This is a genomic window from Pseudonocardia oroxyli, from assembly GCF_900102195.1.
Taxonomy (GTDB): Bacteria; Actinomycetota; Actinomycetes; order Mycobacteriales; family Pseudonocardiaceae; genus Pseudonocardia; species Pseudonocardia oroxyli.
The window spans coordinates 122,128-136,709 of the sequence record NZ_FNBE01000011.1; the positions used below are offsets into that span (position 1 = coordinate 122,128).

Sequence of the window (14,582 nt, forward strand, 5' to 3'; positions counted from 1 at the left end):
CGGTCGAGGACGGTCAGGACGCGAGCGACACGAGGTCGACGCGCAGGACGCCGTCCTCGATCGTCTCGACCCCGCGGACCGCGTCGGTGTGGACGAGCGAGCTCGGCAGGCGCCAGAGCTGGATCGCCGGGACGTCGTCGATGAGAGCGCGCTGGACGACCTCGTAGGCCTCGCGGCGCTCGTCGTCGTTCTGGGATGACCGGCCCTTCTCCAGCGCAGCGTCGACCGCGGGGTCGGAGAAGCCGGTCGTGTTGCGGGCGCTCCCGGTGTGGAGGAAGTCGTAGAGCTTCGGCTCGGGATCCACGTAGAAGTACCCCGTGGCGACCATGTCGTAGTCGCCCTGTACCACCCGTGGTTGGGTGACAGCCAGGGACTCGACGGAGACCTTCACGTTGCGGTACTCCGCCAGCAGGGTCTGAATGCCCTCCGCGGTCGCCCGGTTGCCGGGGTTCGTCAGGATCGTGAACGCGATCGGCGCCCCGGTCTCGGCCGACACCTCGTCGAAGAGCTGCTGCGCTCGAACCCGGTCCGGAGCCGGGTAGGCGATCGACTCGTCGTAGAACGGCGTGCCGGGGGCCGCGACCGTCTTCAGCAGCTCGGCTCGACCGCCTTGGACGAGGTCGTTGAGCAGCCCGAGGTCGAGCCCGAGGGCCACCGCCCGACGAACCCGGACGTCCTTGAACGGGGCGCGCGCGGCGTTCAGGGCGAAGGCGAAGCCGCCGCTGAGCGTGGTGGTGTAGACCGTGTAGCCGGCCTCCTGCGCGCGCCCGATGGACTCGAAGTCCTGGGAGTTGTACTCGATCTGGCCCTGCCCGGACGCCAGCGCGTTGTAGCGCTGGGCGACGTCGGGGATCGGCCGGATCACGAGCTCGTCGAGGTAGGGCCGGGGTGCGTCGAAGTACTTCGGGTTGCGCACCAGGGTCATGTGGTCGTCCCGGACCCACTCCTTCAGGACGAACGGCCCGGCGCCCGCCGGAGTGGCGTTCGGGTCGCCCGCGAAGGACCGGGGCGAGGCGATGAAGTCGATCGGGTAGCCGGCGAGCCCGCGCGCCCACTCCCGGTTCACCCCCTTGAGCGTCACCCGCAGCGTCTGTGGGTCGGCGACCACCATCGACGCGATGTTCTGGACCTGGGCCAGGGCGCTGCTGGTGCTGCCCGGCGCCGCGTGCCGCTCCCAGTTGAGCTTGACCGCGGCCGCGTCGAACGGCGTGCCGTCGGAGAACGTCAGCCCCGGGCGGAGGGTGAGCGTCCAGGTCACGCCGTCGGGGCTGTCGAGCGACCGCGCCTGCGACATCTCGACCTTCCCGGTCGCGGGGTCCTGCAGGACCAGCCCACCGTAGAGGGCGAACCCGACGGCGCCATCACCCCGCGTCGCGGTGATGATCGACATCTTGGTGGGGTCGAGGCTCTGCGTCTCGGTCTGGTTCAACAGGGTCAGCGTCCCGCCCGACCGGGGTGAAGCGTCGGACGTGCCGCCACCGGTGGAAGCGCCTCCTCCCCCGCAGGCCGCGACCACCACGAGCGCCGTGAGCGCACCCGCGATCAGTGCGGCGGACCGCGGGGACGCGGGCCACCTGGGTCCCGCCCTCACTTGGCCGTCCAGACGAGATCGGTGCGCAGAACGCCGTCCTCGATCGTCGAGACGTCCCGGACCGTGTCGTCGTGGGTCAGCGAACTCGGGATGCGCCACAGCGACAGGGTGGCCGCGTCGTCGATCAGACCCTTCTGGACGATCTCGTACGCCGCTTTGCGCTCGCTCTCGTCCTGCGAGGACCGACCCTTCTCGAGCGCCGCGTCGACCGTGGGGTTCGAGTAGCGGCTGACGTTGCGGGGGTTGCCCGTGTGGAACGAGTCGTAGATCTTGGGCTCGGGGTCGACGAAGAAGTTGCCCGACACGCCCATGTCGTAGTCGCCCTGCACGACGGTCGACTGGGTCGAGTCCATGACCTTCACCGAGACCGCGATGTTCCTGTACTCCGACAGCAGCGTCTGGATGCCCTCAGCCGTCGTCCGGTTCTGCGGGTTGACCAGGATCGTGAAGGTGACCGGCCCGCCCTTCTCCCCCGACACCTGGTCGAGCAGCTGCTGGGCCTGCGCCCGGTCGGTGGCCGGGTAGGCGATCGCGGGATCGTAGAAGGGGGTGCCCGGCGCGGAGATCGTCTTCGTGACCTCCGCCCGGCCGCCCTGGACCAGGTCGTTGAGCAGCGCGACGTCGAGGCCCAGCATGACCGCCCGCCGCACCCGCACGTCGTTGAACGGCGCCCGGGAGTTGTTGAGCACGAAGGCGATGCCGCCGCTGAGCTTGCTCGTGTACGTCGTGTATCCGGCCTCGGTGGCCTGGGCGAGCGACTCGAAGTCCGCGGAGTTGAACTCGATCTGTCCCTGACCGGAGACCAGGCCGTTGTAGCGCTGGCCGGCGTCGGGGATGGGCCGGACGACGAGCTGGTCGAGGTACGGGCGAGGCGCGTCGAAGTACTTCGGGTTGCGCACCAGGGTCATGTGGTCGTCGCGCACCCACTCCTTCAGGGTGAAGGGTCCGGCGCCGACCGGTGCGGTGTCCGCCGTGTCGATCGACGACGGCGAGACGATGAAGTTGATGGTGTTACCGGCCAACGCCCGCGGCCACTGCCCGTTGGGAGCGGCCAGCGTGACTCGCAGGGTCCGGGCGTCCACGACCGTCGTCGACGCGATGGCCTTCACCTGTGCGAGGGAGCTGCTCGTGGTCTCCGGCGCGCCGTGGCGTTCCCAGTTGAGTTTCACCGCGGCCGCGTCGAACGGTGTGCCGTCGGAGAAGACCAACCCCGGCCGCAGTCTCAGGGTCCAGTTGAGGCTGTCCGTGGAGTCGAGGGACTCGGCCAGCGACATCGAGACGTCGCCCGTCGCGGGATCCTGCAGGACCAGGCCTCCGTAGAGCGAGAACCCGACCACGCCGTCACCGCGGGTCGCGGTGATGATCTGCATCTTGAACGGACTCACCGCCTGGGTTTCGGTCTGGTTGAGCAGGGTGAGCGCCCCGCCGGAGCGGGGCGGGCCGCCAGGGGCGTCGCCCGACCCGCCCGACGAAACACCTCCTGCGCAGCCTGCCGAGAGGAGAACCACGGCCAGCGCCGTCGCCAGGGTCGCGCTCCACCGTCGCGGGCGGGACCGCCGGCGCCGCACCTCTCCGATGCGGGCGCTCCGCGCGTGAGGTGCGGCCTGTCTCGTCACCTTGAGGCTCCTTTGCCTTCTTCTGGTCCGCAGGCATGCGAACCCGACGCCACCGCACCAGAGTCCTGCCGGGGGACCGGTTCCCGACCGGCGTGACCGCTCGGGCGGCGGCCGCAGGACTCGGGGACCAGGGCCCGACCACGGGACGACCTGTAATGCCCGTCACTGATGCAGGGCCTAGACTAAAGCTGATAACATTCACACACAAGGGTCAGTCCGAACCGATCGGACAGATGGGGCGGACACCTCGTGAGCAGATCCCGCGGTGTCTCGCATGACGACGCCGTCCTGCAAGGAGGCCCAGCATGATCGATGTGTCGGCGGACGCCTACCGTTCCGGCACGGCGGGCGAGCCGAGTCCAGCACGGCCCGCCGGCTCGGTCCGGCGTACGTCGACCGTGGACGTCACCATCGCCGACGAGTCCCGGCCGGAACTGCGTCTGGAGGGCCGGGCCCAAGACCTGCACACGACCGCAGAGGGCGCGCGGGTGCTCGACTACGCGACGATGGCGGGCGTGGTCGAAGGCGAGGGTGGCACGCTCACGGAGCTGACCACGACCCCGGCCTCCTGGTCGGGCCCGCTGGCGGCCCTCGTCGGGTCGTCGGCGCGTTCGGGTTTCCGCCGGGCTCTGGACGCCGCCGCCCCGGACCTGGCCGCCTCGGGCGGGCCGCTCGCACTCCTGCTCGACGACATACCGGTCTGTCTCCTGGTGTCGGGCAACCTGTGGGCTCGGCGCCCCGGCGTCGCCTCCAGTGGCGGGCACCCGCCTGCCGGCGTGTGCGCGGGCTGGCAGACCGACGGACGGTTGCTCACGCTCGCCGAGCGAACCGGTGGGTCACCGTTCGTACAGGGTCCGGTCAGTGAGCGACTCGACGACCCCGACGACCCCCGGGGCTGGCACGACATGCCCGTCCTCGGCCCCTGGTCGATGCGGCGGGCGCGAAGGCTGGACCTGGTCGCGGAGCCGGACGGGTGGTTCCGATTCCACGCCTACCTGCGCGATGTACGCCGACAGGACGACCCCGCGCCACGGACCGTGCACGAATACAGCGTCCTCGGCCGGATCGATGAGACCGGCACGGTGCGCCGGATCGACGCCGTACCCCACGTCCTCCCGGCGCCCGAGTGTCCACAAGCGACCGCGAGCGCCGGGCGGCTGCGCGGACGGCCCGTCGGGGAGCTGCGCAAGCATGTCAGCAAGACGTTCACCGGGGTCAGCACGTGCACCCACCTCAACGACGTTCTCCGTGCGCTCGGCGACGCGCAGCACCTCCTCGACGCCATTCACCGGGTCCGGCCCGATCGGCGCTAGGCTTCCCCGCACGTCGAAGGAGGTCAGGGGTGGCCCAGCCGAAGGTGGCAGCCGAGATCGCTCGGCGGCTGATGCGAGAAGCGGCCGAACGCGGGCTGAAGCCGGGTGATCACCTGGGCTCGGAATCCGAGCTCATCGACCGCTACGGGGTGGCGAGGGGATCACTGCGCGAGGCTCTCCGGCTGCTTGAGGCACAGGGGGCCGTGGAGCTGAGGCGGGGCGCAGGGGGCGGGGCCATCATGGCGCATCCACGGCCGACCCAGCTCGCCGCATTCCTCGCCATGACCCTGCAGACCGGTGGCGGCACCCTGCGAACCGTGCTCGAGACGCGGGCGACGATCGAACCGGCGATGGCGGCGCTCGCGGCCCGACGTCGGACCCCGGAACAGGCGGACGCCCTGACGAAATGCACTACGCGTCTGCTGGATGCGCGACATGACACGGCCACGTTCCATGCGCTGAACCGCCAGTTCCACGATCTGGTCGCGGAAGCGTCGGGAAACCTGCTGATCGCCGCCATGCTCCCCGCGTTGTCCTGGATGTCGTCGGCCATCGGCTGGGAGCTGCACCCGCGGGTGCGCAAGCGGATCGCCATCGAGAAGCAGGGCATCGCGGAGGCGATCGCCGAGGGCGACTCGTGGGGCGCGTCCCAGCGGATGGCGCGCATGATCCTCGGTTACGAGGACCTCAGCACCGCGGACGCGGGCGTGCTGGAGCGCCCCATCGCCTGGGCGGACGTCGACGAGCTCCTCGAGAAGCACCTGCTCGACGGCTCGGACGGCACGGACGGCTGAACCGCCGGGAGGGATGTGGCGTCGTCCCCGCCGTCGGCTCAGGCGATCGCGATGGGATTGACCGGACTGCCGGTCGCGCCCGGGACAGGCAGCGCACCGAGTACGAAGAGGAACTCGTGACAACCGTCGGCGGCCAGCTCCCGCAGCATCATGTTCTCGATCAGCGGCGTGCCCCGCCGGATGAGCATCTCGATGTGCACCGCGAGCGGCCGGCCCGCCGGGAACGGGATGGGTTCGATGCCACTGTTGTCGGCGCCCAGGGCGGCGATGTCCCGCTCGGCCAGGTAGCGGGCCGCCTCGAGCCCGATGCCCGGCTGCGTGTGTCCGGGGGTATCCCCGCGGGACACCTCCGCGAGGAACCTGTCCTGCCATCCGGTCCGCAGGAGCACGATGTCCCCGGCCCGGATCTCGACCCCCTGGGCCCGCGCGCAGTCGGCGAGCTCGCCCGGCGCGATCACATGGTCGCTCTCCAGCCAGGACACGCCGAGGAACCCCGCGAGGTCGAGGAGCACCCCACGCCCCGCGAACCCGGACAGCTTCTCGACGCCGAGCCGCGTCGCTCCCCCGTAGGGCTCGAACCCGGACGCCGGGAACCCGTTGTAGAAGGTTCCCTCGTGGTAGGCGTGGCACAGCGCGTCGATGTGCGTGACGGAGTGTGAAGGCAGGATCAGCACGTCCTCACAGGCGCCGTCCTCATCCGGCACCCCCGCGACGCCGAGCAGGTTGTCGCGTTCGGTCAGCAGGCTCAGGCGCTGAGGGCCGCCCCGGTAGGCGGCCAGCGGCACGCCCGTGCGGGCCAGCGGCAGCGACAGCCGGTAGACCTTCCCGCTCCGACAGCTGCGCGCGGCCTCGAGGACGACGTCGTCGGTCAGCAGGTTCAGCGTGCCCCGCTCGTCGTCGTCGCCCCAGCGGCCCCAGTTGTCCTCCGCCATCGTGTCCTTTCCTGCGCGGGTCACGCCCGGCTCGCCATCGGGCGGACGCGGCGCGGCGCGATCGGCGTGCTGAAGCACTCTCCTACTCCGGGCAGCAGGTGCAGCACGTGCTCCCGGTGCAGGTCGAGCGCCTCTCTGTCCGAGTAGAGCTCGTACACACAGAGCACCGACGGGTCCTTGAGATCGCAGTACCACTGCCAGGCGAGGGTGCCGGGCTCGTCGGCGGCGATGCGGCGCAGCACCTCCAGCCGCTCCATCAGGTCGGCCCGCCGGCTCTCGTCGATCACCCCTTGACCGATGATCGCGATCTCCGCACCGGTCAGGGGCGGGTGGCAGAGGGTCACGATCCGCCCGTGACCTCGGCGTCACCGGGCAGCGGGACGTAGGTCGGGGGCACCTCGTTCTTGCGGGCGTCGGCCTCCTGCATCTCACCGTTCTCGTCTTCGTAGAGCAGCCGGAACATGCCCTCCAGCGCGCTGAAGACCTCGATCGTCGTGCAACCCTCGGGCCCCGCGGTGTGTGGCCCGTAGAGCGTGTAGGGGTCCGCGGTGAAGGTGTCGCCTGCCTTGGCGATGCGTCCGTCCCCGAGGTCCAGGGAGCCCTTGATCACGATCTCGAACCGCTGGCACGGGTGGCCGTGCTTGAAGAGCGTGTAGTTCGGGGGCATCTCGAGGAAGAAGGCCGCGGGCACCGAGAAGTCCTCGACGGAGCTGTCCAGGTGCCAGAGCGGGATCTTGGTGGCGTCCATCATCGTGCCCGAGAGGGCCTTGATGAACCATTCGGGCGTCTCGCTGGGGGTGGTGCCATAGGGGTAGTACTTCATGACCTGCCGCCTTCCGGGTGGTGGTTGCCGCGTTTACTCGTCGTCCATCGAGATCCACACGTTCTTAGACTGCATGAAGGTCATCAGACCTTCCCGTCCGCCGAGACGGCCGTACCCACTCTCCTTGTACCCGCCGAACGGCATTCCGGGTCCGATGCCGCCGCGGCCGTTGACATACACCGAACCGCTGCTCAGCTGGGCGGCCATCCGGTGCACCCGGCCGACGTCACGGGTCTGGAGGTAGCTGCTCAGCCCGAAGGGCGTGCCGTTCGCCAGGGCGAGGGCCTCGTCCTCGGTGCGGAAGGTGGACAGGCTCAACACGGGACCGTAGACCTCGGTCTGGGCCAGCTCACTGTCGGGCCGCACCCCGGCGAGCAGGGTCGGCTCGACGAAGTACCCGGCCCCGCCGACGGCGGTCGCCGACCCACCGGCGCACAGCTCGGCGCCCTCGGTGGTGGCCCGGTCGACCATGCCGAGGATTCGGGTGCGGGCGGCCTCGGTGATGACCGGCCCCATCGTCGTCGCCGCGTCGAACGGGTCACCGAGGACGTGCTGGGCGATCTGCTTGCGTGCGATCTCGACGACCTCGTCGACGACGGACTCGTGGGCGATCATCCGGCCCGCGGTGATGCACGTCTGTCCACTGCCGCCGTGGATGCCGCCGACGGAGACCGCCACGGCCCGTTCCAGGTCGGCGTCGGGGAAGATCAGGTTGGCCGACTTGCCGCCGAGCTCGAGGTCGATCGGCTTGAGGTGCTCGGCCGCGAGCGCCGCCACGCGGCGCCCGACCGTGCCCCCGCCGGTGAAGTGGATCTTGCCGACACCGGTGTGCTCGACCAGTGCGGTCCCGGCTTCGGCCCCTCCGGGCAGGACGTTCACCAGCCCGGGCGGCAGGCCGGCCTCCAGGCACAGCTCGCCGAACCGGAGATAGGCGTACGGCGCCAGCTCCGACGGCTTCAGAATGACAGCGTTGCCTGCGGCGAGCGCCGGGGCCACCGTCAGTCCGAGGTTGTAGACCGGCGTGTTCCAGGTCGCGAAGACGCCGATGACGCCGATCGGCTCCGACACCGCGTAGTCGAACGCCGGCCCGAACCAGGTCGGCACCACGTCACCGACGATCTTGTCAGCCCAACCCGCGTAATAGCGTAGCCCTCCCGCGGCCCGCGACGGGCCCAGCGCGGCGATGCGGAGCGGGAACCCGCTGTCGCGGATGGAGAGCGCCACGAGCTCGTCGCCGTGCTCGTCGACGACGTCGGCCAGCCGCAGGAGCGCGTCCCGGCGCCGGTCGGGCGTGAGAGCCTGCCATCGGGCTGCTCCCTCGGCCGCGGCCGCGGCCGCGAGATCGATCTCCCGTGCGCCTGCCATCGGTACCGGCTGGTCGGCCGCGCCGGTGGCGGGGAACCGGTGCACCGCGGAACCACCCGACGACTCCGCCAGTCGGTCGGTCCCGATCAGCAGGCCGGGCGCCGGCAGTGGCACCTCGGCCAGGGGCGTGTGGGTCATGCCCTGTGTCTCCTCCGTGGCTCGATGGTCAGGCGGTCACGGACGGGGAGTGTCCGGCCGCTGCGAGGCGCTCGCCGGCGACGTCGAGCACCGCCCGGCCGATGGCGGAGAACGGGTGGTCCCCCGACCCCGGGTCGAAGGCTTCGAACATGCGGTTGTGGAAGATCGCCACCGACAACCTGCGGTCCAGGTCCACCCACAGCAGGCTGCCGCCGGAGCCGCCGTGGTAGAGGGTGGCGGCACCGCCGCCGAGGACCGTGCCGCCCCCGAGCCAGAAGCCGCCGGTACCGATCGAGGGGGCGACCCGGCCACCACCGAAGAGCACCTCGTCGAGGGCGTCGCCGTTGGGCCGCGGGGTGAGCAGGTTGCGGACCCGGAACTCCGACAACAGCCGGACACCGTCGAGCTCGCCGCCGTTCGCCACCAGCGCAGCCAGCCGGGCGGCCGCACGAGCGGACATGATCCCCCCGGCAGCGGGATAGCACGCCTGCTTCACGACATCCAGATTGTGCACGTGGGCGTCCGGGGCGACCGCGTCGGGCTTGGCGAGCCGGCTCGCCTCCGTCTCCCCCACCACCCGTTCGCGGGACAGGATCGAGGTCAGCACGGCCACGTCGGGCAGCCGCTGATCCGGTACCCCGAAGAACAGGTCTTCGATCCCGAGCGGCGCACACAGCTCCTGACGGACGAACTCACCGAAGTCACGGCCGGACGGGTCCGTACGCCGGACGACCTCGCCGACGATGTGCCCGAAGACGAGCGACTGGTAGGCGCTCGATGTGCCGGGGGCGAAGAGCGGGGTGAACTCGGCGACCCGCGCGGTCATCCACCCCCAGTCACCGAGGAGCTCGGGGGTGACCCCTTCCGGCATCTGCGGGATCCCCGACTGGTGGCTGAGGACATGACGGACCAGGATGTCCCCCTTGCCGTTGCCGCCGAACTCCGGCCAGTAGCGGGCGACCGGGGACTCGTAGTCGACCAGCCCCCGCTCGGCCTGCAGGTGCAACGCCAGCGAGGTGATCGCCTTCGACACGGAGAACACCGAGAACAGGGTGTCGCCCGTGACGGGCCTGCCGTCCTGGTCCGCCGGGCCCGTCCACGCGTCGACGATCACGTCCGGACCGAGGTAGGCCGCGACCTGCAGTCCCCGCTCGCCGTACCGCGTCGTCGCCTCCGCGAGGGCCTTCTCGATCCGGGCATCCTGCATCACGCGCACTCCTCGATCCGCCGGCCCCGCGGTGGACCGGACCAGGCGACATTATTCTTATCAGATTGAGCTGGTCAGTGGAAGATCACGCCGTCCGGACGACCGCGGACCCACCGGCGGCCCGGAGTTCAGTAGCGGCGGAAGGCCAGACAGAACGGCGGGACGTCCTCGGCGAGCTCCTGCTCTGTCGGGGCCACGTCGATCTCGGCCACCGTCGGGCCGATCCGGTCGGCCACCGGCCGTAGCGCGTCGACGTCGAAGCCGAAGCAGCGGGCGGCGTTGCCCCCCAGGATCATCGCGACCTCCTGCGGCGGCAGCCCGTGGAACGCCTGACGCATCGCGAGCCGGGTCAGCGGGAAGATGCTCTCCGCGTGCGGGTAGTCCGTGCCGTACATGATGTTCTGCAGGCCGATCTCGTTGCGCATCAGCGCCTCGGGACGGGACATGAAGCTGTTGCCCACGAAGACCTGGCGCGCCCAGTACTCGCTCGGCCGAAGCGGCAGCTCGTCCTGGAACCCCCGGAACGCGGCCAGGTTGTCGTCGTAGATCCCGTCGAGCTGCCGCATGGTCTGCGGCACCCAGCTCGACATCTGCTCGGTCAGCACCAGCGTCAGGCCGGGGTGGCGTTCGAACACCCCGCCGAAGATGAGCCCCCACAGGGCCCGGCGGGCCATGAACTGCCCCTCGGCCCGCGAGCACCACCGCGCCCCCTTCCCGCTCCAGTACCCGCGCTCACCACCGCCGCCGTGGGTGTTCAGCGGCATCTCGAGCTCGGCGCACACGCTCCAGAACGGCTCGTACGCCTCCTCGGTGTAGGGCAGCAGGTCCCGCCTCGGGGACGGGAAGTTGATGCTGCAGAAGCCCGCGTCCTTGGCCTTGCGCACCGCGTCGACCGCGGCGTCGATGTCATGGAGCGAGATCTGGGCGACGCCCTTGAGCCGCAGCGGGTCCGCCGAGCAGAAGTCGACCATCCACCGATTGAAGATCTCCGCACCGACCGCACGCATCTCCGGGTCCGGGTGCGTGTCGAAGGGCAGCATCTCGTCGTTCTGCCCACCGGCGAAGACGATGTCGACGGCGACACCCTCGGCGTCCATGTCTCGCAGCCGTGCCTGTGGGTCCTGCAGCCCCTCCACCGCCGCGGCGTCGGCCCAGCGCTGTTTCATCGCCGCGGTGTTGGTGTCGGAGGCGAGCGCGACGGCGGCCACCGTGTTCCCGCCCTGGATCGCCCCACCGAGCGGGTCGTTGGCGTTGATCTCGGCGGCGTGCGCGGTCGAGTAGTGCGTCTGTGTGGACCGGACGTCCTCGTCGAACGCCTCAAGGTGCCGCCGGTCACAGTACTCACGCAGCTGCCGGGCGACGGACGGACCCACGTGCGAGTCGGTCGAGATCAGGAGATAGCGCTCTTCCACAATGCCTCCAGGTGAAGGACGACCGTTCTGACTGGGTGCCACGATCCGTGCGGGTCCGGCCGGGCAGCCGGCTCACGCCGACATGCCGCCGCCGACACTGACCGACGTGCCGTGGACGTGCTCGCCCGCCGGTGAGACGAGGAAGACCACCATGTTCGCGACCTCCTCGGGCAGGCATGCGCGACCGACCGTGATCCGGTCGACCGCGTCGCTCATCGAGGCGAGCCGGTCCGGGTAACCCTCCGGGTCGTTGAGGGAGGCCACGAGGGACTCGCCGAGCATCATCCCCGGCCGAACCCCGACCACGCGGATCCCCCGCGGGCCCACCTCGGCCGCGAGGTTGCGGGTGAACCCGTCGACTCCGGCCTTGCAGGAGTTGTACAGCGTGATGTGCGGGTTCGCCATCAGGCCACCCTCGGACGAGATGTTGACGATCGTGCCGCGCCCCCGCTCGAGCATGCCCGGCAGCACCGCATGCGTGCCGTAGAGCGTGCACAGGAACGTCGTCCCGACGACACGGTCGATGTCCTCCGCCGTCATCGCGGCGAAGCCGCCGGCGCCACCGCCGACGTTGTTCACCCAGACGTCGATGTCGCCGAGCTCGGCGCGTACCTCGTCGACGACCCGCCGGCACTCCGTTGCCCGGGTCAGGTCTGCGGTGAACGGGTGGACGCGAGCACCCCACCGCGTCGCCGCGGCCTCGGCGACCCCGGCGGCGAGAGGCCCGTCCCGGTCGATCACCGCCACGTCCGCGCCCGCCCCGGCCAGACGGTGGACGATCGCCTGCCCGAGGTTCGCGCCGCCACCCCCGGTCACCGCGACCCGCGTGCCGGTCAGGTCGAGGAGATCCTGCACGCGCCGCTCCTGCTGCCAGTACGGCAGCTTGTCAAGCCCGAAGCGAGCGCGCCGGGATGCGGGGTCCGAACGGGTCATCGAGAAAAACCTCCGGCGTCAGCACTGACTCGATGTATCTTATCAGATTATGCAGTCACGATGCGATGTTCCGTCTGCGAGACCGGACGGTGTGGGCCGATGGGGACGATGAGCGCCGCCGCCGGCGGCGATCACCGGGTGGCGACCGAGCGGCACGGTCACGTGCTACTCGTCCGCATGGAGCGCCCTGCCAAACGCAACGCGGTCGACGCGGCGATGACCGCCGCCCTGGACGCCGCACTGAACCGGCTCGACGACGATCCGGAGCTGCGGTGCGGCGTCCTCAGCGGCGGCGCTCAGGCCTTCTGTGCCGGTACGGATCTGACCGGCGGGGCGGGCGACCCCACTCCCCGGGGTGGAACCTTCGGCGTCGTCACGCGCCGACGGTCCACTCCGCTCGTCGCCGCCGTCGAGGGCGCGGCACTGGGCGGCGGGTTCGAGATCGTCCTGTCCTGCGACCTGGTGGTCGCGGGGCGCTCCGCCCGCTTCGGTCTGCCCGAGGTCACGCGCGGGGTCGTGGCCAACGCCGGCGCCCTGTTCCGCGCCGCCCGGTCCCTGCCGGCCCCCGTCGCCAGGGACATGCTCCTGACCGGCCGCCCGCTCGGCGCGCCGCGTGCCCACGAGCTCGGCATGCTCAGCGAGATCGTCGACGACGGGGACGCCGAGTCCGCCGCCCTCGCGCTGGCCACACAGATCGCCGCGAACGCCCCGGTGGCCGTGCAGGAGACGCTGCGGGCGGTACAAAGCATCGCGAGCGCGACGGACGAGCGGGACTGGGCGCTGTCCAACGAGGTCAACCAGCGCGTACTGGCGTCGGCCGACCGACACGAGGGCGTGCAGGCCTTCCTCGAGAAGCGCCCGCCCCGGTGGAGTGGACGCTAGCGACCGCGCGGCGGCGGCCATACACCGATCGACGCCCCTCACACCCGACACGACGGGCGGCAGAGCTGCCGCCGGAAAGCTGGTGACCGTGGAATCCGGAGAACCGCGGAGGCGGGCCGGCGGCCTGGCGGCGTTGGTGCTGCGCGCGGCCGTCGGCGGCACGATCCTCGCCCACGGCGTGCGGCACGCCCGCAGCCTCGACGGCACCGCCGGCTGGTTCGGCTCCATCGGCTTCCGGCAGCCACGACTACAGGCCAAAGCCAGCGCCGCCGTCGAGATCGGCGCCGGCGCCGCGCTGGTCGCGGGCGCGGCCACCCCCCTCGCAGCCGCCTCCGTAGTCGCCACGATGACCGTCGCCGTCCGATCCGTGCACGCCCCCAACGGCTTCTTCATCACCGCCGAGGGTTGGGAGTACGTGACCAACCTCGCCGCTGCGTCCATCGCCCTCGCAGCCCTCGGCCCGGGCGACCTCAGCATCGACCGCGCCGTCGGCCTCGGCCGACGCCTGCGCGGCCCCATGGCCGCCGTCGTCGTGGGCGGGCTCGGGGTGGCGGCCGGGCTCGCCCATCTCGCCGTCTTCTGGCGAGAGCCGGCGAAGAGCGCAGTAGCGCACTCGTTGCCGACTATCGGATTAACATGATAATATTAATTGTGCGGTGCGGCACGCCGAGACCTCGGCGAGAATCGGCCGCAGTCCGTACCCGAGCGGAGGTCGATCGACAGTGCCCGCCATGACCAGCGCACCGCCCCACACGACCCTCGAATCGTCGTACGCGCCCCTGGAAGGCCCCGGCATCGGGCGTGAGCTGTCTCCCGTGCAGGAGTTCGCGCTCTTCGCGCGCATGCTGAGCCGGCTCGGCTACGACGACGGCCTCGCCGGGCACATCACCTACCAGCAGGCGGACGGCACGTTCCTGGTCAACCCGTTCCTCATCCCCTGGGACCAGCTGCGGGCCTCCGACGTCTGCGTGTGCGACTCGTCCGGCAGCCAGATCGCCGGTAGGTACCGGATCAACTCGGCCACGGAGCTGCACTTCGCGTTCCACCGGGTCCGGACGGCGCGGGTCATCGTGCACAATCATCCGAAATGGTCGACGGCGTGGTCCGCCATGCGGCGGCTGCCCCCGGTGTACGACCAGTCGAGCGCGCTGGCCTCCGGCCGGCTCGTACTGGTCGACGAGTACACCGGGACCGTCGAGCAGCGGCAGGCCGCCGAGCAGGTCATCGAGGCCATGGGTGACGCGGAGATGGCCATCCTGGCCAATCACGGCGTGCTGATCATCGCGGACAGTCTGCCCGAGCTCCTCACCCGGGCGCGGGTCTTGGAGGTCCGCTCGCACAACGCCTGGCACGTCGAGGCGATGGGGCCGGGCGGTCGGCCGCTGCCCGACGACATGGTCACCCGCCTCGGTCAGGGCCTGGAGAAGGTCGGGGGCGCCTTCCCCGGCTACTTCGAGTCCATGGCCCGGCGCGAGATCTCCGCCGACCCGTCGGTGCTCGACTAGCACCCGATCGCTCCAGCAGAGGAAGGACCGCGTTGTCCCACGACTCCGATCGACCGTTCCTGCATCCCGAG

The 14,582-nt window shown here is 70.8% G+C and carries 14 protein-coding genes; 5 read left to right on the top strand and 9 right to left on the bottom strand.

The genetic code is table 11. The features are described 5' to 3' along the window. Positions 1-13: 13 nt before the first annotated feature. On the bottom strand, positions 14-1,429 hold the full coding sequence (locus BLS43_RS17575; protein WP_143030093.1) for an ABC transporter substrate-binding protein: 1,416 nt from the start codon (positions 1,427-1,429) through the stop codon (positions 14-16). 158 nt (positions 1,430-1,587) lie between these two features. After that, the gene (locus BLS43_RS17580; RefSeq protein WP_093086034.1) at positions 1,588-2,976 is read right to left on the bottom strand and encodes an ABC transporter substrate-binding protein; all 1,389 of its coding nucleotides are present in this window, start codon (positions 2,974-2,976) and stop codon (positions 1,588-1,590) included. A 536-nt stretch (positions 2,977-3,512) separates the two neighbouring features. Here BLS43_RS17580 and BLS43_RS17585 point away from each other — a divergent pair. Both BLS43_RS17585 and BLS43_RS17590 read left to right on the top strand, forming a co-directional pair. Then, positions 3,513-4,520, top strand: a complete 1,008-nt coding sequence (locus BLS43_RS17585) for a DUF2889 domain-containing protein (RefSeq protein WP_093086037.1) — start codon at positions 3,513-3,515, stop codon at positions 4,518-4,520. Between the two features lie 29 nt (positions 4,521-4,549). After that, the gene (locus BLS43_RS17590; protein WP_093086040.1) at positions 4,550-5,314 is read left to right on the top strand and encodes a FadR/GntR family transcriptional regulator; all 765 of its coding nucleotides are present in this window, start codon (positions 4,550-4,552) and stop codon (positions 5,312-5,314) included. A gap of 38 nt (positions 5,315-5,352) precedes the next feature. Here the strand turns inward: BLS43_RS17590 and BLS43_RS17595 are convergent, their stop codons facing one another. The 7 genes from BLS43_RS17595 to BLS43_RS17625 all read right to left on the bottom strand — a co-directional run bounded on the left by BLS43_RS17595 (position 5,353) and on the right by BLS43_RS17625 (position 12,124). Further along, positions 5,353-6,270, bottom strand: coding sequence for a cyclase family protein (locus BLS43_RS17595; protein ID WP_218129881.1), 918 nt, complete (start codon positions 6,268-6,270; stop codon positions 5,353-5,355). Further along, entirely contained in the window at positions 6,267-6,590 is a 324-nt protein-coding gene (locus BLS43_RS17600) for a putative quinol monooxygenase (RefSeq protein ID WP_093086045.1), read from the bottom strand. Before BLS43_RS17600 ends, BLS43_RS17595 begins: the two co-directional genes overlap by 4 nt. Next, the gene (locus BLS43_RS17605; RefSeq protein ID WP_093086048.1) at positions 6,587-7,069 is read right to left on the bottom strand and encodes a cupin domain-containing protein; all 483 of its coding nucleotides are present in this window, start codon (positions 7,067-7,069) and stop codon (positions 6,587-6,589) included. Before BLS43_RS17605 ends, BLS43_RS17600 begins: the two co-directional genes overlap by 4 nt. A 33-nt stretch (positions 7,070-7,102) precedes the next feature. Then, entirely contained in the window at positions 7,103-8,572 is a 1,470-nt protein-coding gene (locus BLS43_RS17610; RefSeq protein WP_093086050.1) for an aldehyde dehydrogenase family protein, read from the bottom strand. A gap of 28 nt (positions 8,573-8,600) precedes the next feature. Next, the gene (locus tag BLS43_RS17615) at positions 8,601-9,779 is read right to left on the bottom strand and encodes a serine hydrolase domain-containing protein (RefSeq protein WP_245707560.1); all 1,179 of its coding nucleotides are present in this window, start codon (positions 9,777-9,779) and stop codon (positions 8,601-8,603) included. Positions 9,780-9,907: 128 nt separating this feature from the next. Then, positions 9,908-11,191, bottom strand: coding sequence for an amidohydrolase family protein (locus BLS43_RS17620; RefSeq protein ID WP_093086056.1), 1,284 nt, complete (start codon positions 11,189-11,191; stop codon positions 9,908-9,910). A gap of 72 nt (positions 11,192-11,263) precedes the next feature. After that, positions 11,264-12,124, bottom strand: coding sequence for an SDR family NAD(P)-dependent oxidoreductase (locus BLS43_RS17625; RefSeq protein ID WP_093086059.1), 861 nt, complete (start codon positions 12,122-12,124; stop codon positions 11,264-11,266). Positions 12,125-12,232: 108 nt separating this feature from the next. Here BLS43_RS17625 and BLS43_RS17630 point away from each other — a divergent pair, with 108 nt between their 5' ends. The 3 genes from BLS43_RS17630 (at position 12,233) to BLS43_RS17640 (ending at position 14,511) form a co-directional block, all read left to right on the top strand. Then, positions 12,233-13,006, top strand: a complete 774-nt coding sequence (locus BLS43_RS17630; protein ID WP_093086062.1) for an enoyl-CoA hydratase-related protein — start codon at positions 12,233-12,235, stop codon at positions 13,004-13,006. A gap of 88 nt (positions 13,007-13,094) precedes the next feature. Beyond that, entirely contained in the window at positions 13,095-13,646 is a 552-nt protein-coding gene (locus BLS43_RS17635; protein ID WP_093086308.1) for a DoxX family protein, read from the top strand. A 91-nt stretch (positions 13,647-13,737) separates the two neighbouring features. After that, complete coding sequence (locus BLS43_RS17640; RefSeq protein ID WP_093086065.1) at positions 13,738-14,511, top strand: class II aldolase/adducin family protein; 774 nt, start codon at positions 13,738-13,740, stop codon at positions 14,509-14,511. Positions 14,512-14,582 lie beyond the last annotated feature (71 nt).

Excerpts from the sequence above, each read along its gene's own strand:
- BLS43_RS17605 (WP_093086048.1), bottom strand. The coding sequence starts at position 7,069 with ATGAAGTACTACCCCTATGGCACCACCCCCAGCGAGACGCCCGAATGG.
- BLS43_RS17625 (WP_093086059.1), bottom strand. The coding sequence starts at position 12,124 with ATGACCCGTTCGGACCCCGCATCCCGGCGCGCTCGCTTCGGGCTTGAC.
- BLS43_RS17640 (WP_093086065.1), top strand. The coding sequence starts at position 13,738 with ATGACCAGCGCACCGCCCCACACGACCCTCGAATCGTCGTACGCGCCC.
- BLS43_RS17630 (WP_093086062.1), top strand. The coding sequence starts at position 12,233 with ATGAGCGCCGCCGCCGGCGGCGATCACCGGGTGGCGACCGAGCGGCAC.
- BLS43_RS17615 (WP_245707560.1), bottom strand. The coding sequence starts at position 9,779 with ATGCAGGATGCCCGGATCGAGAAGGCCCTCGCGGAGGCGACGACGCGG.
- BLS43_RS17585 (WP_093086037.1), top strand. The coding sequence starts at position 3,513 with ATGATCGATGTGTCGGCGGACGCCTACCGTTCCGGCACGGCGGGCGAG.
- BLS43_RS17610 (WP_093086050.1), bottom strand. The coding sequence starts at position 8,572 with ATGACCCACACGCCCCTGGCCGAGGTGCCACTGCCGGCGCCCGGCCTG.